14 protein-coding genes are annotated in these 25,142 nt (G+C 72.0%); 7 read left to right on the top strand and 7 right to left on the bottom strand.

The annotated features are described in order from the left end of the window. Positions 1-182 precede the first annotated feature (182 nt). Both ACZ4AA_RS17375 and ACZ4AA_RS17370 read right to left on the bottom strand, forming a co-directional pair. Positions 183-941 carry a hypothetical protein gene (locus tag ACZ4AA_RS17375; protein WP_467602214.1) on the bottom strand — a complete coding sequence of 253 codons (759 nt, stop codon included), beginning with the start codon at positions 939-941 and terminating at the stop codon, positions 183-185. Positions 942-1,443: 502 nt separating this feature from the next. Continuing rightward, positions 1,444-1,743: a hypothetical protein gene (locus ACZ4AA_RS17370; RefSeq protein WP_467602212.1), complete on the bottom strand. Its 300-nt coding sequence runs from the start codon at positions 1,741-1,743 to the stop codon at positions 1,444-1,446. Between the two features lie 139 nt (positions 1,744-1,882). Here ACZ4AA_RS17370 and ACZ4AA_RS17365 point away from each other — a divergent pair, with 139 nt between their 5' ends. Both ACZ4AA_RS17365 and ACZ4AA_RS17360 read left to right on the top strand, forming a co-directional pair. Then, complete coding sequence (locus ACZ4AA_RS17365) at positions 1,883-2,029, top strand: hypothetical protein (protein WP_467602210.1); 147 nt, start codon at positions 1,883-1,885, stop codon at positions 2,027-2,029. 193 nt (positions 2,030-2,222) lie between these two features. Further along, positions 2,223-3,701, top strand: a complete 1,479-nt coding sequence (locus ACZ4AA_RS17360) for a glutamate-cysteine ligase family protein (protein WP_467602208.1) — start codon at positions 2,223-2,225, stop codon at positions 3,699-3,701. A 43-nt stretch (positions 3,702-3,744) separates the two neighbouring features. On the opposite strand, the gene ltaE is transcribed toward ACZ4AA_RS17360, so the two are convergent. Then, entirely contained in the window at positions 3,745-4,872 is a 1,128-nt protein-coding gene (gene ltaE / locus ACZ4AA_RS17355) for a low-specificity L-threonine aldolase (protein ID WP_467602205.1), read from the bottom strand. 320 nt (positions 4,873-5,192) lie between these two features. Between ltaE and ACZ4AA_RS17350 the strand changes: the two genes are divergently transcribed. Further along, positions 5,193-9,383, top strand: coding sequence for a glycoside hydrolase domain-containing protein (locus ACZ4AA_RS17350; RefSeq protein ID WP_467602203.1), 4,191 nt, complete (start codon positions 5,193-5,195; stop codon positions 9,381-9,383). A 48-nt stretch (positions 9,384-9,431) separates the two neighbouring features. Here ACZ4AA_RS17350 and ACZ4AA_RS17345 read toward each other — a convergent pair whose 3' ends face one another. Next, positions 9,432-10,103, bottom strand: coding sequence for an LUD domain-containing protein (locus ACZ4AA_RS17345; RefSeq protein WP_467602200.1), 672 nt, complete (start codon positions 10,101-10,103; stop codon positions 9,432-9,434). A 167-nt stretch (positions 10,104-10,270) separates the two neighbouring features. On the opposite strand from ACZ4AA_RS17345, the gene sigJ reads away from it, so the two are divergent. Further along, a complete protein-coding gene (sigJ, locus tag ACZ4AA_RS17340; protein ID WP_467602197.1) occupies positions 10,271-11,203 on the top strand; it encodes an RNA polymerase sigma factor SigJ in 933 nt (310 codons plus the stop codon). Between the two features lie 59 nt (positions 11,204-11,262). On the opposite strand, the gene ACZ4AA_RS17335 is transcribed toward sigJ, so the two are convergent. Together ACZ4AA_RS17335 and ACZ4AA_RS17330 are read right to left on the bottom strand one after the other, a co-directional pair. Next, complete coding sequence (locus tag ACZ4AA_RS17335; protein ID WP_467602194.1) at positions 11,263-13,974, bottom strand: glycoside hydrolase family 5 protein; 2,712 nt, start codon at positions 13,972-13,974, stop codon at positions 11,263-11,265. A 341-nt stretch (positions 13,975-14,315) separates the two neighbouring features. Next, entirely contained in the window at positions 14,316-14,750 is a 435-nt protein-coding gene (locus ACZ4AA_RS17330; RefSeq protein ID WP_467602191.1) for a VOC family protein, read from the bottom strand. Between the two features lie 199 nt (positions 14,751-14,949). On the opposite strand from ACZ4AA_RS17330, the gene ACZ4AA_RS17325 reads away from it, so the two are divergent. Then, positions 14,950-15,711 carry a polysaccharide deacetylase family protein gene (locus tag ACZ4AA_RS17325; protein WP_467602188.1) on the top strand — a complete coding sequence of 254 codons (762 nt, stop codon included), beginning with the start codon at positions 14,950-14,952 and terminating at the stop codon, positions 15,709-15,711. Positions 15,712-15,732: 21 nt separating this feature from the next. On the opposite strand, the gene ACZ4AA_RS17320 is transcribed toward ACZ4AA_RS17325, so the two are convergent. Next, a complete protein-coding gene (locus tag ACZ4AA_RS17320) occupies positions 15,733-16,395 on the bottom strand; it encodes a hemopexin repeat-containing protein (protein ID WP_467602185.1) in 663 nt (220 codons plus the stop codon). A gap of 225 nt (positions 16,396-16,620) precedes the next feature. On the opposite strand from ACZ4AA_RS17320, the gene ACZ4AA_RS17315 reads away from it, so the two are divergent. Together ACZ4AA_RS17315 and ACZ4AA_RS17310 are read left to right on the top strand one after the other, a co-directional pair. Beyond that, positions 16,621-21,933, top strand: a complete 5,313-nt coding sequence (locus ACZ4AA_RS17315; protein ID WP_467602182.1) for a hypothetical protein — start codon at positions 16,621-16,623, stop codon at positions 21,931-21,933. Continuing rightward, positions 21,930-25,037: a hypothetical protein gene (locus ACZ4AA_RS17310; protein ID WP_467602179.1), complete on the top strand. Its 3,108-nt coding sequence runs from the start codon at positions 21,930-21,932 to the stop codon at positions 25,035-25,037. The genes ACZ4AA_RS17315 and ACZ4AA_RS17310 overlap by 4 nt, the downstream gene beginning before the upstream one ends. Positions 25,038-25,142: the final 105 nt, after the last annotated feature.

Raw genomic sequence — 25,142 nt, 5'->3', positions numbered from 1 at the left:
AGCCTCCTCGGCGGATCAGGATCCGGGCCGAGAAGGCTTGCGTGATGGGCACATTCTAGCAGGGCGGGAGCTCCGCCAACGGGTCGTCGGACAAAGGGCCTTCGAAGTCGCGGAGACGCCCAGTCAGACGGTCCGGGGCACCGGGCCGACGGCGTCGGTCCGGTGCCGCGCCCCGGCTCGGATCAGCCCTGCGGCACCGACACGGCCGTGCGCCCGGTGCGCAGGTAGTCGCGTCGTACCCACCAGAAGATCAGGGGCACCGCCACGAGCAGGAGAGCCGACGCGGTGTTGCCGAGCCCTGCTGCCGTCAGGGCGAAACAGGCGGCACCGGGCACGAGAGTGATCATGGAGAACTTGATCACGGCCATGCCGAGCGAGTGCGCCCTCGGCATCCACCGGTCACAGCGCCCGGTCTTCAGCATCACCAGGCGCGCCACACTGGCGACGGAGCCCACGACGAGGGACGCGTAGACGGCGACCGACACGGCGACCGCGAGGACGAACAGCGCCAGACCCAGTACCAGGACACCGAGGACGAGTCCGCCGGAAAGGCCTATACCGCCGGAGGACGACTGGCCGTAGTCCGGTTCGTCGGCCGCGGCGCGGGCGTTGTCCGCGTGGGACTGCGCCTGCTTCGAGAACTCGTCGGCTCGCCGGTCCGCGGCCCTGGCCGCCTTCTGCGCGTAGTCGTAGTGACGGCAGCCGGAGCAGCTGCTGTCGAAGAACATGTGACCGCATTGCGACTTCGTGCTGGAGCCGCCGGACCGCCGGCTGCTCGCCAGTTCCTCGATCTCGTCCGCGCTCATGCGTTCCGCGTCACGCTCCAGTTGCCGCAGACGGTCCTCGTGGGCACGGTCGGCCTCTCGCTGGCTCCGCTCGAGTGCCTTCAGCTCCTGGCAGTTGGAACAGGAACTGCTGTACATCAAGTGCCCGCAGGACATGGCCGCTTCCTTTTCGTGACGAGGGTGTACCGACAAGCGGCGTCCCTAAAGATCGGGGACACCGCCGTCCAGGGCTTCGGCCTTCGGCCTGAGGTGAGGACCCCGCGCCGGCGCGGGCATGGCATCGACCGCGAGGAATCGCTTGATCCCCCATGTGGATCATGAGCGTAATGTGAAGGCGACGTGAAGATCAAGAGGTCGACGCCGGGATGGCGCTCGGGGATCGGCGACGGCTGTGCGGATCGCGCCGCGGTCGCGCGCGAGTGCGGCGATGGACCGGCCCTCCAGGTACGCGGCGCGGAGGGTTTCGGTCTTCGCGGCCGCCACGGCGGGACGGCGTCCACCCTTGCCGCCCCGGGCCTCTACGGCGCGCAGCCCATCGCGGCAGACGGGCGAGTGTCCCATGAGCGACACCTATGGAACGTCCGCGGGCATTGCCTGCCCTGGTCGCCGAACACTGCGCCGGGAGCGCGGGATGGCCGGTCGTGGAGCGAGGGGACGCCTATGTGGCCCCGCGCACCGCGTAGCCGGAGAGGGACGGTTCCAGGAGTGCGAAGACCTCGTCGGCTTCCTTCGTCAGGGTGCCTGCGATGTGGCGGGTCGTGCGACCCGCGACGGTGAGGTCCAGGGCTCGGTGGAAGAGGGTGCGGTGAGCTGCGGCGAGTAGAGCGGCGGCGGCGCGGGGGGCGAGGGCGTCGGCGCGCGCCCCCGTCTCGGCGGCAAGGGCCTCGGCAAGGGCGTCTTCACGCTGCTGATGGAGTTCACGCAGGAGGGCGGCGAGGGTGAGACTGCTGGTGATCATCCTGGCGAATTCCGGTCCGGAGAAGCCGGCGAGGGCATCTTTTCGGGCGACGGCCGCCAGATACTCGCGGCGCAGCGCGGACTCGCCCTCGCCGCGGGACTCCAGCGCGGCGGCGAGGCCGCTGCGGAAGGCCTCGTGGATGCGCCCCTACGTCGAGCACAACCAGGCCATCGGCGTCCGCGGAAGCCAGTACGTCTTCACCCCCCCGACCCAGGAAGTGTTCGACGCGCCGGCGGCCCGGTCCCGTGAAGGCGAAGCCGGCCCTGAACCGCAGATGGAGAACTGACTGCACCGCCCACCCCGACCTCGTAGCCGAACGGCGCTTCACCCGAGCGGAGCGGTCCCGGCCATGGGCGGCGGCAGCGGCAGCGCGTCGGGCTCACCGGCGGCCCTCCGCGCCTCCCCTCCCGCATGGTCAGACTCGGCCCATGGTGCGACGCTGGAGGGGAGAGGTATCCGTGGGGCCACCGGGAGGGCCTATGGGACGCGACGTTCCGGCGCAGGTCTTCACCCGCGAGGACCGACGCCAGTACCGGATCAAGATGCAGGAGTGTCTGGACGCCTTCGCGCAGATGCTGCGCGAGGCACGCTTCGACGTGGAGCGGCCCCGGGTCGGCCTGGAGATCGAGCTGAACCTGACCGACACCGACGGCGAACCGACGATGCGGAACGCGGACGTGCTCGACGCCATCGCGGATCCCGCCTGGGACACCGAGCTGGGCCGCTTCAACCTGGAGATCAACGTTCCGCCCCGGCGGCTGATCGCGGGCGGTCCCGACGCCTGGGAGGACGAGATCCGCGCCGCCCTGAACCACGCGGACGAGCGCGCCCGGTCGATCGGTGTCCATCTGATCATGATCGGCATCCTGCCCACGCTGCGGGAGTCGGACGTCGGCCCTGAGGCCCTGTCGGAGAACGCCCGCTACCAGCTGATCAACGAACAGGTCTTCGCGGCGCGCGGCGAGGATCTGCTCATCGAGGTGGACGGGGTCGACCGGCTGCGGACGTACGCGGAGACCATCACGCCGGAGGCCGCGTGCACGAGCACGCAGTTCCATCTCCAGGTGTCGCCCGAGGAGTTCGCCGACTACTGGAACGCGGCGCAGGCGATCGCCGGGGTCCAGGTCGCGCTGGCGGCCAACTCGCCGTTCCTGTTCGGCAAGGAGCTCGCGCACGAGACCCGTATCCCGCTCTTCGAGCAGGCGACGGACACCCGCCCGCAGGAGATCAAGGCGCAGGGAGTACGGCCCCGGGTGTGGTTCGGCGAGCGGTGGATCAACAGCGTCTTCGATCTCTTCGAGGAGAACGTCCGCTACTTCCCGGCGCTGCTCCCCCTGTGCGAGGACCAGGACCCCACGCAGACACTGGACCGCGGGGACACACCGGAACTGGCCGAACTCACCCTGCACAACGGCACGATCTACCGGTGGAACCGTCCGGTCTACGCCGTCGCCCAGGGCCGGCCGCATCTGAGGGTGGAGAACCGCGTGCTGCCCGCGGGCCCCACGGTCGCCGACACCCTCGCCAACGGCGCCTTCTACTACGGCCTGACCCGCGCGCTGGTGGAGGAGGACCGGCCGGTGTGGTCGCGGATGTCCTTCTCGGCGGCCGAGGACAATCTGCACGCGGCGGCACGGCACGGGATCGACGCCCGCCTGTACTGGCCCGGAGTGGGTGAGGTCCCGGCGCCCGAACTCGTCCTGCGGCGGCTGCTGCCGCTGGCCCACAAGGGCCTGGAGCTCACAGGCATGGACGAGGCCTGGCGGGAGCCGCTGCTCGGCATCATCGAGCAGCGCTGCGTGACCGCGCGCAACGGCGCGGTCTGGCAGAAGGAGATGCTGCACCGCTTCGAGGCCTCGGACCACTGCGGCCGTCACGAGGCACTACGGCGCATGACACGGCAGTACATCGACTACATGCACCTGAACGCACCGGTCCACACCTGGCCGGTGGACTGACGGACGCCGCAGGACGAACGCACGGGCCAACTGCCCGTCGAGGTCAACCGGTCGACATCTCGGTCAGGGTCTCGCGCACGATCCGCACCGCGGCCTGCGCGTCGGCCCGTGTCACGTCCAGGTGGAACACGAAACGCAGTTGACCCGGGTATCCCGCGCAGAGCAGGCCACGACGGGCCAGCCGGTCGCGCAGGTCGTCGGTCTCGATGCCGGGGGCGGACTTCGCGAAGACCATGTTGGTGCCGCTGGGCTCCATGGTCAGGCCCTCCACGTTCCTGAGGCCCTCGGCGAACAGTTCGGCGTGCGCGTGGTCGTCGGCGAGCCGTGTCACCTGGTGGTCGAGCGCGTAGAGCGCCGCGGCCGCGAGCACTCCGGCCTGGCGCATCCCGCCGCCCAGCACCTTGCGCCAGCGCCGCGCCTCGGCCACGAACTCCCGCGACCCCAGGAGCGCCGAACCGACGGGCGCGCCCAGGCCCTTGCTGAAGCAGACGGAGACGCTGTCGAAGTGGCCGGCGATCTGCCGCGCCTGCTCGTACGCGTCGCCTCCGGCGGCCACCGCCGCGTTGAACAGCCGTGCACCGTCCAGATGCGTGGCGAGTCCGTGGTCGCGGGCCACGTGCGTGGCCGTCTTCAGGTACTCCACCGGCACGGCCCGGCCACCGATGGTGTTCTCCAGGCAGAGCAGCCGCGTACGGGCGAAGTGGGCGTCGTCCGGTTTCACGGCGGCCGCGATGTCCAGCGGGTCCAGCGTCCCGTCGGCCCGGTGGGACAGCGGCTGGGGCTGAATGCCTCCGAGCACGGCGGCGCCGCCGCCCTCCCACCGGTACATGTGGGCCATCTGTCCGGCGATGTACTCGTCCCCGCGGCCGCAATGGGTCAGCAGGGCGCACAGGTTGCTCTGCGTCCCCGAGGAGACGAACAGCGCGGACTCGAAGCCGAGCAGCCCGGCGATCCGCTCCTGGAGCGCGTTGACGGTCGGATCGTCTCCGAAGACGTCGTCCCCGACCTCGGCCTCGGCCATCGCGCGGCGCATGGCCTCGCCGGGCCGGGTGACGGTGTCGCTGCGCAGATCGATGAGGCGGCCGGCCTCGTCCTGGGCGGCACCGGCCGCGTTCGCGGCGCGGGAGACGTCGGCGGCATCGGCGGCACGGGCGGAATCAGTGGTGGGCACACGCACACTCTGCCATGCCGGGAGGGGGGCCGGGGTGCCCGGGGTTCGCTCGAGGTTCCGGTCGGCGCACGGCCGCCGTACGCGTACCGTTCGCCCGTTGTACGCCTTCTCCGTGTCTCCTTATCGATGGTCGTGGACACGACAGGGTGCAATCCGGCGTACGGTCGGCATCCTTTGTGTCCACCTCGTTCTCGACTCCGGTCCACACGCTTGGCCTTCCGGGCTGACAACGTTGTCTCCGCGTGGCCGGGCCCGTACGTGCGCATGAGCGACGCTGGAGAGGTTTCGTGCCCATCAGAACCCGTTCCCCCTTGCCCCGCGTGCTCCGTCCGAGGTCCGCGGGCGGACGTCACCGGCCGCTGCGCGCGACGGTCGTCGCGCTGCTCACCGGCGCGCTCGCCCTCACCGCCGCGGCGGGTGGCGGCACGGCCGCGGCCTTGCCCCTGGCCCCTTCGTCCGCGAGGTCCGCCGCCTCCGCGCCGTCCGCCGCGAACGGCGAGTCGTCGGGTGGGACTTCGAGCGGCACCGACTACACGCGACGCGTCGACCCGTTCGTGTCGACCGCGGGCGACGACGGCAACGACCTCCCGGGCGCGCAGGCGCCCCACGGTCTGGCCAAGGTCAACCCGATGACCACGCCGGGCCGCAACCACTCCGGGTACGACTACGACGAGAGCCGCATCGCCGGGTTCACCGCCACGGACCTCGACGGTGTCGGCGGCTCGGGAGGCGGTGGCGACCTGCTGGTCGTCCCGACCTCCGTGCGCTACGACAAGCGCCCGGCCCCCGGCACGTACGCCCACGCCTACACGCACGACGACGAGACCGCGACACCCGGGTACTACCGGGCGGGGCTCGGGTCCGTCTCCGGAACCGGCACCTCGGTGACACAGGACCCCGGGACCGTCGAGGCCGAGGTGACCGCGACGACGCGCACCGCGCTGGAACGCTACAGCTTCCCCTCCGGGTCGGACCCCGAACTCGTCCTCGACCTGGCGAACAACTTCACCCGTCGCACCCGCTCGACCCTGAAGGCGACGACGCTCCCGGACGGGACCACCTCGATCAGCGGCCTGATCGCGGGATCCTTCAACGGCGCCTCGTACGAGCTGTATTACGACGCCACCACCAATGTCCCGGTGACCTCGCTGAAGAGCTGGGGCGGTGACGGCGGGCTGGGCGACGCCACCACGCGGGACGGGGCCGACACCGGTGCCGTCCTCGGGTTCGACCGGTCCGCGGGGAACGACATCGAACTGCGGATCACGCTGTCACCGATCAGCGCGGAACAGGCGGCCACCGACCAGCGGAACGAGGTGGGCGGGCTCACCTTCGACCAGGCACGCGCCCGGACCCGGGCCGACTGGAACCGGGCGCTCGGCGCCGTGGACGTACACGCCTCCGCGACGTCCGACCCCGGGTCGACGCTCACCCGGGAGTTCTACACGCACCTGTACCGCATGTACGCGCTGCCGGTGAACGCGACCAGCACCAGTGGCACCTACCGGGGTGTGGACGGAGCGGTGCACCGGACGAACGGCTTCACGTACTACGACGGCTGGTCCACCTGGGACGACTTCCGGAAGTTCTCCGTCGAGGCGTACGTCGACCCGCCGGCGTACCGGGACATGGTGCAGTCGCTCATCGAACTGTTCGCCGACGCGCACACCGCCGGCAAGAGCCCGGGCAGCCTGACCCACTCGGTCCCGACCGTCCGCTGGGAGCGCTCGGCCGTGCTCGTGGCCGACGCCCTGTCGAAGGGGTACAAGCACTTCGACCGGCTCGACGAGGCGTATCCGGCGCTGGTGTCGTACGCCGGGTCCTACACGGACGCGGAGTTGCGTCAGGGATACATCGCGGGGGATCCCGGGACCACCGTGCAGCGCGGCTACGACCAGTGGGCGCTGTCCGTCATCGCCGACGCGCTCGGCAAGGACGCGGACGCCAGGGAGCTGCGCACCCGGTCGACCATGGCGATCGACCACCTCGTGAAGTCCGGTGCCTGGACCGCGGCGGACGGCACCGAGGTCGGGCTGCTCACCCCCCGTGCGTCCGGCGGCGACTGGCAGAGCGCCGACCACGAGAAGTTCGAGGAGGCCGGCCTCTATCAAGGCACGCTCTGGCAGTACCACTGGTACGACGCCTACGACATGGGCGGTCTCATCGAGGCCATGGGCGGTGCGAAGGCGGGCAGGGCCGCCGTGGAGCACCTGTTCGGCGAGGACTCCGGCGCCGACGACGGTTCGGCCATGCTGCATTCCAACGCGAACGAGATCGATCTCCAGGCCCCGTACCTCTTCAACTACGTCGGCGAGCCGAGCCTGACGCAGAAATGGGTGCGCGCCATCTACACCGGCTCGACCTGGAACCGCTACATCGCGACGGGTTCGTCGAACGAAGTCCCCAGTACCGGCGGGGAGTTCCGCCCGCCGGTCAGGACCCAGGTCTACAAGCTCTCCCCGAAGGGCTTCCTGCCGACCATGGACAACGACGCCGGCACCATGTCGACCATGTTCGTCGGCGCCGCTCTCGGCCTGTTCCCGGTGACCGCCGGTTCCAGCCAGTTCCAGATCGGCAGCCCGTTCTTCGACTCCACGACGATCCGCTACGCGAACGGCGCCCGGTTCACGGTGAAGGCCCACGGGGTGTCGGCGGACCACTACTACGTGCGGAGCGCGAAGCTCAACGGCAGGCGTTTCTCGGACACTTGGCTCGACTACGCGCAGATCGTCGCCGGTGGAACGCTGGACTTCACCATGGGCGCCGCGCCCTCCCGGTGGGGCGCCCGTACCCGGCCCGCGTACTCGCTGAACACGGACACGGGCGACACGGGCGACGGCACGGCGACGGGCAAGGGTGTCACCGTCGTCTCCCTGCGGCCCGGCAGCGTCGACACGGAGGCCGACGGCTCTGTCGACCACGGTGTCCGACTCACCTTGTCCGGGCCCGCGTTGTTCGCCGCCCGCAACGGAACCAGCCTGACCGGCACCGGGGCGGCCACCGTGACCGGGCTGCCGGGCGGGGTGACGGCGGACCTGCGCGTCAGCGGGCCGCGCACGGCGGAACTCACTCTCACCGGCAGCGCGCGGACCGACGCCCGTCTCGGCCTCACGTTCCGGGACAAGGCCTTCGATCACGGCGTGCGGGCCTCGACGGTGCGCGGCACCGGTGTCTCACCGACCGACCCCCTCCTCGTGTCGGCCGCCGCGGTGCACCGCGAGGCGCTGGACGCACTCGTCGGCCAGGCGCTGCTGGTCCGCGGCACGCACTACTCCGACGGCTCGTGGAACGCGTTCCGGTCGGCGCTCGACCACGCGCGGACCGTCCTCGCGGACACCGCCTCCGCGACGGGCACGCTCATGCCGGCGGACGACGTGCTCCGGTCCGCTGCCGACGCGCTCACCATCGACGAGGGCGGCTACGCCGTGCTCCAGGCCGAGGACCCGGACCAGAAGGAGGGCCCCTCCCTCGTGAGCGAGGCGTACTACTCGGACGGCGACCTCGGCGGGGTCACCGAGGGATCGTGGGAGCGGTTCAACCGGCTGGACTTCGACGGGGTCGCGCCGCACAGCGTCTCGGTCCGGTACGCGAACGCGCAGGGCGCGCGACCGAGCAGTGTCGACATCCACGCCGGTACCGCCGATGGTCCCCTGGTCGCCACCGTCCAGCTTCCCGGGACGGGCGGCTGGCAGTACTACAGCACGGTGCGGGCACCCCTCACCGACCCGGCAGCCCTGCTGGGCGCGTCGAGCGCGACCTTCGTGTTCCACGCCCCGTCCGGCCAGTCGTGGGTGTCGAACTTCGACTGGTACCGGTTCTCCCCGGACGTGGCCTCCCCGGTGGCGTTCGACGCGACCGCGTTCCGCTCGAACAGCGGCGGCGGCCTCAAGAGCGAGCCGGCCGGCTGGAGCGGCGCGAGTTCGGCAACCGACCTCGGCGGCACCTACGACAGAGCCTGGCTCGACTACGGGGACATCGACTTCGGCGACGCGGCGGAGAACACGGTCACGCTGACCTACGTGAACAACTCCGCCCGCTGCGGGGCCGGTTCGGCCGTCCAGATCTACCTCGACTCCTTCGACGCGGCCGCCCCCGGGACGCCGTACGCGACGGTCCCGCTGCCCGTCACGGGAGCCGCCTGGTCGTCCGGAGGGACGGCGAGCCTGACGCTGCCCCAGGCGATCACCGGCACCCATGCCGTGCACCTGCGGCTGGTGACGACCCCCGACTCCTCGCACCCCTACGTCGCGAACCTGGGCCGGATCACCTTCGACCACGTCGACGCGCCCGCCCTCACGGACAAGTCCGGGCTGCGGAAGGCGATCGAGCGGTACGCCGGACTGTCCGCCGACGCGGGGCGCTACGACACGATCGACTTCGGGGTGTACGAGCGCGAACTCGCGGCGGCGCGCGCCCTCGTCGACGCCGACGGCATGACCCGGTCCGAGGTCGACGCGCGGACCCGGAGCCTGACCCTCGCCGCCGAGCAGCTGGTCCCGCTCCCCGGCTGAGACGGGAGGACCCGGTCGCGTGATCACGGCGCGGCCGGTTCCGCCCGGTCAGAAGCCGATGGCCTCGCGCAGCAGCAGGACGGTGCCGCGCCCGGGGTGAGGTTCCGCGTTGAGGACGAGCAGGCGGTTGAGCGCGCTTGGCACGCCGTAGACCTTCCTGGCCCGCTCGTCCTCCAGCGGGACGCAGTGCTCGTCGACGCGGCGCAGCGCGCTGTCCAGGTCGGGGACCACCTTCTGCGCCCCGACGACCCAGATCGCGCGGGGAGCGGCGCCCGCGAAGGCGGGCAGCTGGCTTCCGCTGGCCGAGGCGGCCACGAGGGAGCCGGTCTCGGTGACCGCGCAGACGCTGCCCACCACGACGTCGGGGCAGGCGAGCATCCGCCAGATCTCGGCCATCTGCGTGGCGCGGTCCATGGCCGTACCGCGTGCCTTGACGGAGTCGTAGCGCCCGCTGTCGTTGATGTCCGCTTCGATGCCGGACAGCCGCAGGGTCTCACTGGCAACGGTGAACACGGCGCTGCCTTCGGGAATCAGGTCCTTGACCCGGGCGCGCGCCGCGGCGGCGTCGTCGAGGATCTCGACGTCGAAGTTCTTCTCCTTGAGCGCGGCGGCCACCCGCTCCAGCAGCTCGTCGGTCGCCGGGGCGGTGAACGGCGTCGCGGTGGTGGTGGCCGGGGACCGCGGGGTGGTGGTCGGTGTCGCCGGTGTCGAGGCAGTCATGGTGTCTCAGACCTTCCTGTCCGCTGGATGATGTGTCGGCTGTGCCGGTCTCACCGGTTCGACAACACAGCCCCGCGGAACGTGAGGCGCGGCTTCGGCCTCACATTCCGGTGCGCTGTCCTGTCGAACCGGTGAGAGCGGATGCGACCGAGGGAGCTGTCGGCACCATGACCACCCGATCCGAACCAGAGGACGGCCGTCCGGGCCTGGACGCGGTGATGAGCGAGCGGCGTCATCTGGTGAATCTCGCCTACCGGCTGCTGGGGTCCCTGACCGAGGCCGAGGACGCCGTCCAGGAGACGTACACCCGCTGGTACGCCCTGTCCCGTGAGGAGCGGGACGCCATCGTGTCCCCCGGCGCCTGGCTGACGACGGTCGCCGGTCGCGTCTGCCTCAATGTGCTCGGTTCGGCACGGGTCAGGCGCGAGACCTATGTGGGTGAGTGGATCCCCGAGCCGCTGCCCGGGCGCACGGAGTGGGTCAGCGGGCGGACGGGGGGTGCGAGCGTCGACCCGGCGGACCGGGTGACGCTGGACGAGTCGGTCAGTCTGGCGTTCCTGGTCGTGCTCGAAGCGATGACCCCGGCCGAGCGCGTCGCGTTCGTCCTGCACGACGTCTTCTGCCACTCCTTCGCCGAGGTCGCCGGGATCGTCGGCCGTACGCCCGCGGCCTGTCGCCAGCTGGCCTCCTCGGCCCGCCGCCGGATCAGGGCGGCACGGCCCGCCGCGACGGCGGCGGTCGGGCGCACCGATGTCGTCGGCGCGTTCAAGGAGGCGTGGGAGGCCAAGGACATCGACGCCCTCATCGGCCTGCTCGACCCGGACGCGACGGCGGTGGCCGACGGCGGCGGCCTCGCCCGGACCTTCCTGGAGCCCATCGAGGGCGGCGAGCGGATCGCCCACGCCTGGGTCGAACTCGCCCGCCGCAGGCCGGACGGCATGACGCTGCTGGAGCGTACGGTCAACGGCCGGCCCGGCCTGGTGGCCCAGCAGGACGGTGTCACCGTCACGGTGTTCGGGTTCGAGGTCGCGGGCGACCGGATCCGTCGCATCTGGGTGGTACGCAACCCCGAGAAGCTCCGTCCCTGGACCGGCGGCTGACAGCCGCCCGACCGTCGGCCCGGCCCGCCCCCGAGGCGGGTCGGGCCGACGGCCCGCCGCTATGCCACGCGGAGGGTGTAGCGGCCGGAGGCCTGTGCGGTGAGCCGCCAGCCGCCGGGCTGTCGCGCCAGCCGGATGCCGGTGAGGCCGGTGTTCGTGACCTCGGGGCGGCCCGCTCCGGGAACCCACACGTCCAGCGTGCCCGTCCCGGTGCCCGCCAGCCGCAGATCCCGCTCGGTGAGCGAGGACCGCAGGGAGGTCAGACGCCCGGGAGCGCTGCGCGGGTACGCCTGGGACAGCGCCGTGATCTCGAAGGACGGGCTCGGCAGCGGCTTGCCGTCGGGGCACGTGTACAGCACGACACCGCCGCCGGAGGTGGTGGCCGCCGGGTCGTTCTGCGGATCACCGCAGGCCTTCTTCCACACCCAGATCGCCGAGCCCAGTACGTCGGTGTTCTGCCGTTCGAGGAAGCGGTCGAACCGGGAGCGGAAGTCGTCGGGTTCCCCGAACCAGCCCCACTCGCCCGACCACAGCGGTGCCCCGTACGCCCGGGCGGTGCGCTCGGCGGTGGTGTAACCCTGCTCGATCGAGGTGAGGGTGACACCGAGGCCCTGGTCCATGGTGATCGACTCGCTGTACAGGTGGGGCGAGAAGACGAGCAGCGGGTCGTCGGCGAATCCGGCCGGCGGGGTGGTGTCGAAGCCGAGGCCCGACCAGAGGATGGAGGGCTCGAAGAACACCAGGTGGTGGAAGCTGCCGGGCACCTTCGACTCCGCGGTCCGGATCGAGGTGATCGCCTGCTGGTAGAGGCGTCCGAGCAGGATCGAGGAGGTCACGCCCGGGGCATTGCCGGGGCCGGGCTCGTTGAGGAGGTCGTAGCCGGCGACCGCGGGTTCGTCGGCGAAGGCGTCCGCGAGGTGGCCCCAGGCGCGGGCGAACTCGGTGCCGATGCCGTCGGTGTCGTCGTAGAGGTTGGTGAACGCCTGCTGGACGTTGGGGGCGAGGTCGCGGCCGAGGAAGCCGCATGCCTTGGCACCGTCGGTGCGGGTCGCCCACTCCGGGGCGCCGTCGTTGCCGAACTCCGGTGAGGCGTTGGCGCGGCAGTGCGTTCCCGGTGCGGCGCTGACGTACTTCGAGAAGGTGTCCTGGTGCAGGTCCAGGACGGTGTGGATCCCGTGGGCGGCGGCCTGTCGGACGGCGGTGCGCACCCGGGCGAGGTACGCGTCGTCGAAGACGCCCCGCTTCGGTTCCAGGGCCGACCAGGACAGGGCGAGACGCTGGACGTCGAACCCGTACCGCGCCATCAGGGCGTAGTCGGAGTCCTGGAGGGGCCACACCGTGGGCTTGCCGGGGTCGGGCTGTCCGTAGTCGATGAGCTGGTTGACGTTCACACCGCGGAGCAGCACCTGACGGCCCGTGCTGTCGCCGATCACCGGGTCCTGTCCCTCGCGGCGCAGCACGGTCAGCGGCAGCAGTCCGGTCCGGTCACCGAGGCCGGCGGCCTGTCGTGGCGCGTCGACGGCGGCGACCCCTGTCACCGATCCAGGTGCCAGGGTGCCGGCGGCGAGGGCCAGTACGGCGGCGATCGCGACCGGCGGCGCCCAGCGGACGGCGAGCCCGAGGCCTCCCCGCTCGGCCGAGGCTTCCGTACGGCGCCGCCACGCCAGCTCCGCGACCCAGGGCACGCACACGATGCCCGCGCACACGCCCGCCGTGACGCCCTCGGCGCCATGCGCGAGCACGGACGCGATCGGGAACAGCGCCCCGCCGAAGCCGTTCAGGCACCCGTCGAGAAGCCACAGCGGCACGAATCCGAGGACGCCCGCCGCGGTGAGCGTCGTGGCGAGCGACCACAGCGTCACGCCGGTGCCGGCGCGGGTCAGGCCCGGCGACACCACCCGGCGCCAGAGCCCGATGCCGGCGAGGACCGCCACGACCCCGCTGACGAGGGTGGCCGTCCCCAGGCCGCCGGGTATCGGGCCCGCGGCCCAGGCGAATTGGCCCCTACCCGCCTGGAGCGCCACGGCGGCACCGCCCGGCAGCCAGGCGAAGCCCGCGATCCCGGCCAGGCCCGCGAGGCCGGTGCCCGCGCCCCCGGCGACTCGCCCGCCGCGCCTGTCGCCTTCTCCGCGCGCCTCGCTTTCCGAGGGCGCGTCCGCTTCACCGCTGACGCCGCTCTCGACGCTCCCGCCGCTGTCAGCGTTCTCGCCGGCCTCGCCGCTCTTATCGCTCTTGTCGCTCTTGTCGCTCTTGTCGCTCTTGTCGCGGGAGCGCCCCAGGCCGATCCGGTACGCCACCGCGGCCAGGCCCGCGACCAGCGGCCCGAACACGGCGTACTTCGCGCCCGTCATGCCGCACTCGGCGAGCAGCGCCCCGGCCGTCGGGAACAGGTGCAGCCCGCCCGGTCCGGCGATCGCCAGAAGCAGCACGCTGTAGACCAACTTGGCCAGGAACGCCACCAGGATCAGGGTGGACCAGACGGCGCCGAAGACCCACCGCGCACGTGCGGCGGGGGCCGCGGCACGCACCAGCCGGTACACGGCGAGCGCGCTACCGCCGATGAGCAGCGGCAGGAACACCACGGTGGCCCAGGCGGGGCTGGTCGCGCCGCCGGGTACGAACCCCGCGTCCGGCCAGTTCTCCGGAGCGAAGAGTCCGGTCCCGTCGGCATAGCCGAGAACGGCGCAGAGAACCGCGAGGACGACCGCGGTGGTGAGGGAGGCGGTGTGGCCGAGCCGACGGCCGCCGCGCTGATCATCGGCAAGGAGCATGGGTGCAGAACATAGAGCAGCCCGAAGGGCACGCGGAAGGCCTGTGAGCAGGAATTTCTTCGCATCGGCGGCACCTGGCCGGGTCCTGGCGGCGCGGTGGCCCCGGGGCGCTCCCCCGGTGTTCGTACGCCGGAGCCGGCGAGGCGGTCCGAACTCGCCCTCCGGGCTGGGGAGTCACCGGTCCCGGAGCTCCTCGGCCCCCCGGCGGGAGGGCCCCGAAGGAGCCGCCCGCCGTCCCCGTGAACGCCGGATCACAAGGTGGACACGACGGGGACGACGGGGACGGTGGGGACCGGCGCGAACGGGCGGGATCCGGTGGGAACGGCGCGGGAACGGTGAACTCAGTCGAGGCAGAACTCGTTGCCCTCGATGTCCTGCATCCCGATGCAGGACTCGTTCTCCTCGTCGGCGACGAGGGTGCGCACATGGACCGCGCCGAGCGCGACCAGTCGAGCGCATTCGGCCTCCAGCGCGGCCAGACGCTCCTCGCCCACGAGTCCGGTGCCGACCCGTACGTCGAGATGCACCCGGTTCTTGACGACCCGACCTTCGGGAACACGCTGGAAGTACAGTCGCGGTCCGGCGTTTTCGGGATCGACACACACGAACCACGCGTCACGGTCCTCGGGTGACCGCGAGTTCTTGTACGCGTCCCAGGAGGCGAACCCCTTCGGCGGCGGTGGCACGACGTATCCCAGCACCTCGCACCAGAAGCGGGCGACACGCTCGGGTTCGGCACAGTCGAAGGTGACCTGGAACTTCCTGACGGATGACATCGGATCACCGTACTCAGGGGCGCCGTGCCACTCAACTTCTTTGAGGAGGCGACGCGTTGCCCCCTGTCGTCCGCCGCAATGTCCTGGTTCCCTCCCGGAACTGTCCGTGATCTGTAACAGGCGGATCCCCCGGCGGCCGATGCTCGTCCTGCCAGGTGGTTGGGGGACGACCGCGGAACAGCGCGAAAGTGGGGCGGACATGGCACGGCACGGCAGTAGGCGTGGGTGGTACGGCAAGGTGGCCGGGGCGGCGCTCGGGGTGACCCTGCTCGCCGCGGGTGCCTCGATATGGACCGCTCAGGCCGGTGCCGTACACGGCTCCTCGCACCGCCCCTCCGCGCAGTCCGCCGTCAAGCCGGTGGCGGTGACCATCGCGCACTCCTCGGACAAGGGACCGCACGGCGTCAACATCACCATCGACGACGGCCCCGACCCCGTGTGGACCCCTCAAGTGCTGGAGGTGCTGCGCGAGTACGGGGTGAAGGCGACCTTCTGCATGGTGGGCACTCAGGCACAGGCCCACCCCGACCTCGTGAAGAAGGTCGTCGCGGCCGGACACCGGCTGTGCGACCACTCGGTGTCGCACGACACCACCATGGACCACAAGTCCGAGGCGTACCAGTCGCGGGAGATACTCGACGCCGAACGCATGATCACCAAGGCGTCCGGGGGCGTACGGCCGATGTACTACCGCGCGCCCGGCGGGGCCTTCACCCCCTACAGCCGCAAGCTGGCCGCCTCCCGTGGCATGCGGCCCCTCGGCTGGAACGTGGACTCCAAGGACTTCGAGCGGCCGGGCACGGACGCCGTCGTCGGCACGGTCCAGGGGGAACTGCCCAACGGACCGACGCTCCTGTTCCACGACGCGGGCGGCGACCGCTCCGAGACCGTCGAGGCTCTGCGCCGGCTCCTGCCCTGGCTCACGTCGCAGGGCCACACCTTCGGCTTCCCCGTGCGCTGAGGGCCGGTCCGCGGCCGGTTCTCAGGGGTGGTTCGGGTTGATCCACACCGCGTCGAAGTCCCGCGCGGTGAACGTCGACGGCCAGCCGAGCCACTCGTCCGCGGTCGTCAGCGGATAGCCGGTGTCGACCGTGAGGGTCAGCGGGTCGGCACGGACGTACATGTCCTCCTTGAAGAGGTACGCCTTGCCGTTGGGGAGGCGTACGGCGTCGTCGATGTCGAAGCCGAGTCCCGCGTCGGCGAGGCTCGGCGCCAGGGACGCGATCGGGTCCGGGCCGGTGATGATCCCGCTGGAGGCGTCCCCGCGCAGGCACATGTCGTCGTGGAAGAACCAGCACGTGCCGTCCCCCACGTCGAGGGCGCCGTCGATGTAGTTCTCGAAGCCTGTGCCGGTCAAGAAATTTGACCATCCGTCAGTGAGGGGCCACGGATAGGGCGGTTCACCCACCAGGTCGGAGATGTTGTTCGCCGCGATGTCATAGCGGACGTAGTTGCCGCCCTGGTAGAAATACACGTACCCCGCACCGTCGTTCACGGCGGCGTCGATTCCCCGGTCGAATCCGCGCACGGCCATGCTGCCCCAGTTCGCGCCGATCGATTTGACGTATTCCACGGTTCCGGGGTCCGGGTCGAGCGCGTAGCGCGCATAGCTGTCGCCCTTGATGAAGTAGACCTTGGCTCCCATGGCACGCACCCTCTTGCAGGCGTCAATTCGCTGCCGTTTACCTGCGATCCATGGTTCTCTCCCGCGACAGGACACGCAAACGCAGTCGTGAATCCAGGTTCCCTCTTTCATGTCGGGGAGAAGACCGTCTCGCGTCGGGAACTGGCCGGATCCGCCGTACGGTTGCGGATCACTCGGCGGAAGCGCAGCATTTTCTTAGGTGCCGGGTCGACGAAGAGGTCTGTCGTGACCGTGACGATGCTCGATTTCCTGGAACCGCTCCTCCCCGACGCTTTGGCACGAATCGTCTTTCCGGCCGATATCCGCGGGCTCCTCGATCATCTGGCGCCCGATCCGTCCGCACCGGCCGGTCCTGTCACGGGCCCGTTCTCGGGGACGCTGAAAGCGACGGCCGACGACTCCGCGGGCGGTTTCGCCCGGCTCTCCATCAGTCCGCTCGGACCCGCGATCCCGTTCACGCTGCGACTGACCGGGCCGGTGGCCGCCCGTACCGGCTTCGAGCTGGACCTGATCCCGGCGAGCGGACTGCTGAAGCTGCCCGCCGCCTGCGGCCCGGCCACGGTCCGGTCTGACCCCGTCACCGGCGCTCGCCGTCTGGTCGCCGACCCGGCGGGCGGCGGCGTGGCCCTCACGCTCAACGGCACGGATCCGCTGGCCGTACGGATCGAGGGCAGCGCCGGTGGCCTCGCCCGACAGGGCATCGTCGCCCTGGACGCGGCCGGGCAGGGGTTGTTGACCGTCGGGACGGCACCGGCCGCCTTCCTGCTGGGCGGTCAGGGCTTCGGGCTGCACCTGCCCGGCGGACTCACGGTCGACTCGTCACCGACGCTCGCACCCCCTCCCGCCCCTCCGGTCCCCGCCGGGACCGGAGGGCAGCCGCCTTCCGAGACACCCGCCTGGCAGGGCATCGCCGTCCGGGGGGCCGAACTCTTCCTTCCCGCGACGACTCCGCTGATCGGTGCGGGTCCCCTCCCTGTCGATCTCGACCTCGGCACACCGGTCGGTCTCCACGGACGGACCGAGGCCCGCGTACCGGCCGACGGACCACGTCCGGCCTTCGACGCCACCGTCGTCTGGGACGACCCAGGTGCCACCTCGCTCGCCTCGGCCCTGCCGGCCATGATCGAGATCCGTGTCTCCTGGAGCCCGGACATCACACCGGGGCCGCCCGGTGCCGGATCGATCGAATGGCTCGGCGGGCGCCCGCTGCGCGTGACGGGCCGCTTCACCCGCAGATCCGGCACGAGCGACTTCGACTTCGGTCTCGTGGTCGAGGCCGACGGCGACCAGGGGCTGCTCGTCGTCAAGGGCCCCGGCACGGCCGGCATGGTCGTCGTCACCGCGGCCGCGGTCGCCGCCGCCTTCATGGCCGACGCCGAGCGGCCGACTCCCGGGGAGCCCGTGTACGACGGCTTCGGTGCGACGCTCCACGCGCTGCTCGTGGCGGCCGTGGGACTGAGTGCCTTCACCGCGAACGGTACGGTCACCGTGCACGCCGTCGAGGTGGACTCCGGCTTCTCCCCCGCCGGGACCAAGCTGGGCCTGCGGGTCGACTACAGCGTCGACGTGCTCGTGAAGAACGTCGACCTCGGATTCATGAGCATCGGCATGAAGCCCGACGTCCCGATGCGCCTGCGCTATCGCAACGTCCGGCTGCTGGTCGACTTCGCCCAGCAGGGACTCGAACGCTTCCACCTCTCCTACGGCGAGGCGGACGTGGACGTGGAGGACCCCGGAGGCTGGCAGGTCGACTCGCCCGGAACGCTCAAAGACCTCTTCGACGTGCTCGGCAGCCGCTCCGGCCACGGCTCCCAGTGGTTCGAGATCGACCTCCGCTTCGCGCTCGACCTCGGCCCGGTCAAGGTCAGCGGCGCGACCGTCCGCGTCACGCTCGCGCCGAGCGGCGCCCTGCACCCCCAACTGCGCGGCCTCGACGCCGCCTTGGAGATGCCCGGACTGTTCGAGGGCGAGGGCAGGGCCTCCCTGGGTGCGGGGGATCTGGACCTCGCCCTCTCCGCCCGGATCGTCCCGCTGAACATCGCCACGGCCGCCGCCCTCACGTACAAGCCCTGCGGCTCGGGCGTCAACCAACTGGTCCTCTCGCTGCGGACCGACCTGCCGGGGCCCATCCCCCTCGGCAACAGCGGGCTCGGCCTGTACGGGCTCGGCGGTGTCTTCGGTGTCCACGCGGCGCTGCCCCGCCCCGGACCCGACGTCGATCCGGTCCTCTTCCAGCTCGGCCTCGACCCGTTCCGGACCGACGCCTACAGCTGCGCCGACGGCAGCGTGTTCGGTCTCGGCGCGGTCGTCGGTACCGCCCCCGACCTCGGCTTCACCTTCAGCGCCAAGTGCGTCCTGGTGATCGGACTGCCGGACGTCGCCGTACGGGCGTCCCTCCAGGGCCGGTTCCTGTCACCCCGCGTGCGGATGACCGAGGACCTCGGAGAACCGTCCGCGGGCGGCAGTCTCGTCGGCGCGCTCACCGTCGACGACGACGGCGTCACGGCCGCCCTGCGCGCGCACTACGAGGTGCCCGTCCTGTTCACCGCCGACGCGCCCTTCGGTGCCCGCTTCCCCGCCCGGGGACGCGACTGGTACGTCAGGCTCGGCTCGGACAACGTGCTGGGCCGCGGACCCGGACCGCTTCAAGTGCGGGTGCTGCCGGACTTCTTCCCCATCGGCGCCTGGGCCTATTTGATGGTCGAGGGCGACGGCATCCCGCACCTGGGCGGCGACCCCGCACTGTCACCGGCCGGTTTCTCGCTCGGCTTCGGCGCCGGGTTCACCGCCCGGTACGGCATCCCGCTCATCCATGTGGACGTCAACGCGTCCGTCCTGCTGGCCCTGGGCACCCGGCCGGTCCTGCTGGCCGGCGTCGGCCACCTCTCCGGCAGCCTGCATCTGGGGCCGGTCTCCATCGGCACCAGTGCGGAGGTGACGTTCCAGGTCGCTCCCGAACTCGGTGACACCTGGGTCCAGTTCAAGGTCTGCGGCGAGGTCGACCTGTTCTTCTTCAGCCTCCAGGGCTGCGCCGGCGTCGAACTCGGCGTGAAGGGCGACACGATCCCCGACCCGGTCGACTGGCCGCTGGAATCGGTCGCGCTCGCCGACCACCGCTACACCACGACGGCCGACGCCGTACGGTCCGAGACCCGGCCGCCGAACGACTCCCTCCCCACCGTCTGGCCGGACGCCATTCCCCTCCTCCAGTTCACCGCCGGACCGGCCGACGGCCTTCGGCCGGGCCCCTTCAGCGCGGGCCTCGCCTGGGCCGCCGCGGAGATCGGGGACGGAGTCGTCGGCAACGACCGCATCAGCCACACCTACACCCTCACCAGCCTCGATCTGACCGCGGTCGACCCCGTGACCGGCGCCGAGACCCCGGCCGGCGGGCCGCTCGACGCCGCCTGGCAGGACATCAGAGCCGGGGCGCCCGGCCAACGGGGCGCGCGCGAACTGGCGCTGCTCACCTGGGAGTCGGCCCTGTGGACCCGCAAACTGGCCGACGGCGGCACACTCGATCCGAACAACCCCGCCCAGAAGATCGCCCGCCGCTGCCACACCCGGTACGAGCCCGACCCCGGATGGGCCCTGGGCGAACTCGGCGTCCGGCCCGGTCCGGGAACCCCGTGGCGGCTGCCCACCGAGCCCACGGGCGGCGCGTACGCCTCGGTGTTCGACGCCCGTGTCGACGCCGTCTGGGGCCAAATCCCGCTGGACGACGCGACGGCGGGCCTGTTCCCGTACACCTTTCCCCTGCGTCTTGGCACACCCGTCTCCTTCGAGGAGCAACTCGACACGACGGAGCGCCCGTTCACCGGCGCCTTCGCCCTCCCGCACGTGGACGGGCTGCCGTACGACAGTGACCCGGAGGAAAGCGCTCCCGGGGTCGGAGAGGTGTGGATCGATGTCTTCCTCGCCTTCTCCGAGGAGCTCCGAAACCCGTGCCTGCTGCTCCAACTGCCCTTCTGGCCCGACGGGTTCGCGGACCGGATGCGGGTCGGACTGCTCGCCTCCGACGGCTCGTCGACGCCGTTCCCGTACGCGCCCGGGGACGACGGGCCGGGCCTCGGTGACGCGTTCGTCCGGCGCTACGAACTACGGGACGGCGCGATGTACACGGGGGTCGTCCTGAGCTACCACCCCGCGCTCGCCCCTCAGGTGCTGGGTGTCCGTGCCGTCACCCAGAAGGCCTGGGAGACCGCCGAGGGCGCCACCTCCGCCGGACAGCAGGCCGCAAGCACCGCGGCGGCGAAGGCGGCCGCCGTCACACCACGCCCGATGCTGCGGCCCGGCACCGTCTACCGCGTCGAGGTCGGCATCGACGGCCAGGGCCGTCGCGAGGGCAAGGACGGCAACCTGGTCCACCACACGGACCGCTACTGGTTCCGCACCGCCGACATGTCGGGGCCCGCCCCCAGCGGCGACCAGCAGTACGTGCAGGGCCCCACACCGCCCACACCCGCCTCACGCGCGCTGGCCAGGACCCACTACGACGCCTTCGTCGCCGCCCCGAGCGTCCACCAGCGGACCGACCGCTTCGACCCCGTCTACCTCCAGCGCTACGTCCTGTCCTGGATGCCGCGCGACAAGGCCGGTGACTGGTTCCACGGCGACCCTGTCGGCGTCCAGCTGGAGGTCGACCACGTTCCCGACCTCGCGGCCGTCTACGACCACGACACCGTCGTACGAGTCCGCCGCACGGACCCCACCAAGGGACACCCGGACCCGTTCGAGGAACAGTCCTTCACGGCCGCCCGGCACCGGTGGAAGGCCGTCGTCTCGGAGGCACAGCCTCAGGCGGACCAGCTGCTCCAGAAGGCGATCGGCGAGTATGGGGGCTGCGCCTTTCCGAAGCCCGGCGCGACCGTGGGCGGCAGACCCACGCTCCAGCCCCGGAGCACGTACGAACTCTCCCTCGCCTTCCCGTTCCTCGACTCCGGCGGCACCGGGAACACGGGCGGCGCGGAGATCCGCGGCGGGATCTTCGGCACCTCCCGCTACAGCGGTCCCGCGGCACTGCTCGACGACCTCGGGTTCACGCCGGACGGTGCCGGCGGCGGGCTCGCCGGTGATCTGCGAGCGGTGAAGGTGCCGATGGCCCCGGGCGACACCACGGCGGACGGCGGTCTCGAACAGGCCCTCGTGCGGCTGGGGATCGGCCGGCTCGCGGCCGTCCGCTCGGGACGCACGAGCGCGCTGTGGGTGGACCTGGGCGGTGTCTGGGCCCTCCACGGGGTGCTGGTGGAAGCGCCGGAACCGGTGCACAGGACCGACTCCCTCGGCATCAGCGGCTACGGCGGCCGGCTGCGCGTGGACGGCCTGCGCTGCGGCACCCACGCCTTCGAGACGGTGATCCGCAGCGGGTCGGGCGACCGGCTCCTCTTCCTCACCGCGGTTCCGTTCGGGCCGGCCGGCCCGCTCGCCCTGTCCGTGACGGTGCAGGACGTACCGCTGGAGGCCGCCACCACGGCGAGGACGGCGGACGTCGTCTGCCCCGTCACGACGACGCCCGGCTTCGCGGAGGACCTGCCATGAGCATCCCCATCGCCCCGCCCTCCCTGTTCCGGGCGAGCGCCCTCGCCGTGAGCGACACGACCTGGCTGGCCGAGGGCTTCCACCTCCGCGTGCGGGTCAGTCCCTGGCTCGGTATCCCGCTGCACCCCTTCGCCGCCTGGCGGCTGTCCGGCGCCGAGACGCAGCGGATGCCGGTCGTGTGGCGGGACGTCCGCGGACAGCGCCTGACCGTCCCGTTCGAGCTGGAGGACGCCGGCGGGCGCGCCGAGGGGGCCGTCTTCGGCATCCCCGCCGACGACCCGTACCTCTGGGCCGAGGTCGCGGTGCCCGACGACCGGGGGCTGCGCATGGAGCTGCTGGACGCGAACCGCACGGCGGGCGGGGGCGACCGCGTCCTCGCCACCCTGACCGCGCCGCACTACCGCTTCGGCCACACCCGGGTCGTCCGGCTGCGGGCGACCGGCGCCGGAACCATCGGCGAGGCATGGGGCGTACGGCAGTCGTCCGTGCATCCGAACGGCCTCGGCGACATCCGTCCCGAGATCTTCGGGCTGCCGATCGAGCTGCCTCCGTACTGGTACGCCCCCGATCCGCGCACCTCCCCGCGGGACGCCGCGCGGGACCGTGTCGCCTCGGCCGTCCCGCCCCGGCTCGGACCGCCGGACACCTACGGGCCGGACCCCTCGGGCCCCGATCCGGTCGCGGACACCGACCGCGTCATGGACCGGATCGGGCCCGAGTTGATCGATCCGTGGCTGACCAGTGGCTGGAGCGATCCCGCCACCGCGCCGGCCCTCGCCTCCTACGGCGACCTGCTCACCCTGGAGGACGGCCGGACCGGCCGTGCCACGGCTCCGGTGACCCCGTCGCTGCTGACCATGTCCGTGGACCCGCAGACAGCCCGCTATCTGGGGTTGGCGACCCTGGTTCCCTTCGCCGCCACCGGACCGGTCGAGGACTGCAACCTCTGGCTCGTCGCGTCCCGTTGGGCGGTCCAGGAACAGCGGGTGGTGCGGGAACCGGGCAGCCCCTTCACCGGCCCCGTCACCCTGGGCGACGTGCTCGGCCCCCCGCCCTCACTGCCCGGCCTGGAGCCGACACTCGACGGCCTCTTCCCCGACGCGCCCGCCCTCATCGCCGGCCTTTCCGCCGTCGAGGGCGGTGAGTCCGGCCCCTGGAGCTGCCGCACACTCCTGACGCTCGCGGTCGCCCCGGGTGACGCACAGCAGGACCCTCCCGCCCCGTTCCGGCTCGCCCTCGACTCCCCTGGGGCCTGGAATCCGCGGGCGGACCCCGGACAGGCGGGACCCGAGAGCTGGCGGCAGGCGCTGTCCCTCGGCGACGAGCCGGCCCGCGGCATGGTCGGATGCGTCCGGACGGCTCCGGGACCCGCCGTGCCGCTGAACCGCTTCGAGCCGCCCCCGGGCGAGGGCTTCGTCAGCCGCGCCCTGGCGCTCGTGCCGAACTGGGCCGGCAACAACCGGCGGATCCTGGCGGACGGCGCGGTCCCCGCCGACCCGGACGGCGCCAGCTGGCGGGTCTGGGGCTCCGACGAGTTCGGCCAGTGGTCCGACGGCTCCGACCTCACCGCGCCCCTGCCGGAGCGGCCGGCCCCACCGCCGCCCGTGGTCGAGGCGGCCTTCGACGCGGACGCCGACGACGGGACGAGCGCACCGCGGGTGCCGGGGACGCTCCGTCTGCGCTGCACGGTCCCTGATTCCGTGCGTACGGCGCCGGGCGGCCTGCCCGTCCGCGAGCTGTGGGTCGAGGCCGACGGGATCGCGCTCCCGCCCGAATCCGTCGCCGAGAACCAGGAGGTGCTCGTGGAGGTCCGGCCCGCGGCCTTCGCCGTGGGACAGCAGCGCAGGGTGCCGGTCATCTCCTGGTTCGTCGACTCCGAGGGCACCCCCTCGGCGAAGTCCACCGTGCTCGTGCTCGCCCATGACGCCCGCTCGCCCCGGAGCGTGCCCACCTCTCCGACGCTCGTCTGGACGGCGGGGGCCGACTCCACCGGCCTGGCCGAACTCGCGCTGCGCTGGCCGCCGTCCGCGGGCGCCGCCCGTTACCGGGTCTACCTCGGTGACGCGCGCCGCCTGGCCGGGTCCCTCGTCCCGCCCGTCACCCTCCCGACCGACTCCGTCAGGGCGGCGCAGGCCCGACGGCTGCACGCCGTCGCCGACCGTCTCACCGACAAAGGGGTGTTCACGTTCCTCGGGGAGACCGGCGGTACCCCGCAGGCCGACGGCACGGTCCACTTCTCCACCCGGCTGCCCGGAGGGCTGCGCAGTGTCCAGTTCGTGCGGATCGTCCCCCTGACGGCCGGTGGTGCGGAGCCGCCGTTCGCGACGTGCGGTCTCGTCCCGGTCGCCGTCCCCCGGGCCGACCGGCCGCAGCCGCCCCTCCTGGACGCCGTCACCGCTCCGGACGGCGGGGTCGCCCTCACCGTACGGGCCCGGGGTCTGCGGCCCGAGCTGCTCGCCGGGGCGGTGGGCGGGGCGCCGGAGTTCCGGATCCGCCGCACCCGAACCGGTGCCGACCGTCGGTTCGCGCCGGTGTGGACGACCGGGGCGCTGACCGCACCGGGCGACGGGGCGCCGTGGACGGCGGAGGTGACGGCACCGGCGAGCGCGCTCAGCCCCTTCGTGCACACCGATTGGTACGCGGAGGTGCGCTGTCCGCCCGAGCCACCGCTGCCGCCCGGGACCGCCGCCGTACCCGTCGACGGAGGCGTGGAACCCGTATGGGGAGCGATCGGGGACGACGCGGAGGGGACCTGGAGCGAACCCTCCCTGCCGGCCGTGTCCCTGCTCGTTCCGGCCGATCCGCCCACGGCTCCGGCCGCTCCGCTGCTCACCACGGCGGCGGACGGCTCGGTGACGCTCGCGCTCAGCGGCCTTCCGACCACGCACCCCGCTTCGGGCAGCCCGTACCGTCTGGAGATCTACCGGGGCACCCCCGACAGCGTGCCGCTGGAACTCGCGGTCCTGACCGTCGCTTCCGACGCCCTGTCATGGCAGGACGCCGCACCGGTCCCGGCGTACGCCCGCTACGCCCTGGTCGTCGTGGACCCGCTCGGCCGACGCAGCCCGGTCACCGAGGCCGCCGTGAACGGTCACGCGCCCTAGGCCGTGTCTGACACTTCCCGTCCGCCCGGCGACGCCATACACGCCCTGGGTCGTCTCACGGCAGCCGCCCGGAAGCCTCTGCTTCCGGGCGGTCGAGTCGGGTCG

Source organism: Streptomyces sp. NPDC024698, from assembly GCF_055559015.1.
The sequence above is the reverse complement of the archived record's forward strand: the minus strand, read 5'-3'. Positions and strand labels throughout refer to the sequence as shown.

Excerpts from the sequence above, each read along its gene's own strand:
- ACZ4AA_RS17375 (WP_467602214.1), bottom strand. The coding sequence starts at position 941 with ATGTCCTGCGGGCACTTGATGTACAGCAGTTCCTGTTCCAACTGCCAG.
- ACZ4AA_RS17370 (WP_467602212.1), bottom strand. The coding sequence starts at position 1,743 with ATGATCACCAGCAGTCTCACCCTCGCCGCCCTCCTGCGTGAACTCCAT.
- ACZ4AA_RS17365 (WP_467602210.1), top strand. The coding sequence starts at position 1,883 with ATGCGCCCCTACGTCGAGCACAACCAGGCCATCGGCGTCCGCGGAAGC.
- ACZ4AA_RS17360 (WP_467602208.1), top strand. The coding sequence starts at position 2,223 with ATGGGACGCGACGTTCCGGCGCAGGTCTTCACCCGCGAGGACCGACGC.
- ACZ4AA_RS17345 (WP_467602200.1), bottom strand. The coding sequence starts at position 10,103 with ATGACTGCCTCGACACCGGCGACACCGACCACCACCCCGCGGTCCCCG.
- sigJ (WP_467602197.1), top strand. The coding sequence starts at position 10,271 with ATGACCACCCGATCCGAACCAGAGGACGGCCGTCCGGGCCTGGACGCG.
- ACZ4AA_RS17335 (WP_467602194.1), bottom strand. The coding sequence starts at position 13,974 with ATGCTCCTTGCCGATGATCAGCGCGGCGGCCGTCGGCTCGGCCACACC.
- ACZ4AA_RS17330 (WP_467602191.1), bottom strand. The coding sequence starts at position 14,750 with ATGTCATCCGTCAGGAAGTTCCAGGTCACCTTCGACTGTGCCGAACCC.
- ACZ4AA_RS17325 (WP_467602188.1), top strand. The coding sequence starts at position 14,950 with ATGGCACGGCACGGCAGTAGGCGTGGGTGGTACGGCAAGGTGGCCGGG.
- ACZ4AA_RS17320 (WP_467602185.1), bottom strand. The coding sequence starts at position 16,395 with ATGGGAGCCAAGGTCTACTTCATCAAGGGCGACAGCTATGCGCGCTAC.
- ACZ4AA_RS17310 (WP_467602179.1), top strand. The coding sequence starts at position 21,930 with ATGAGCATCCCCATCGCCCCGCCCTCCCTGTTCCGGGCGAGCGCCCTC.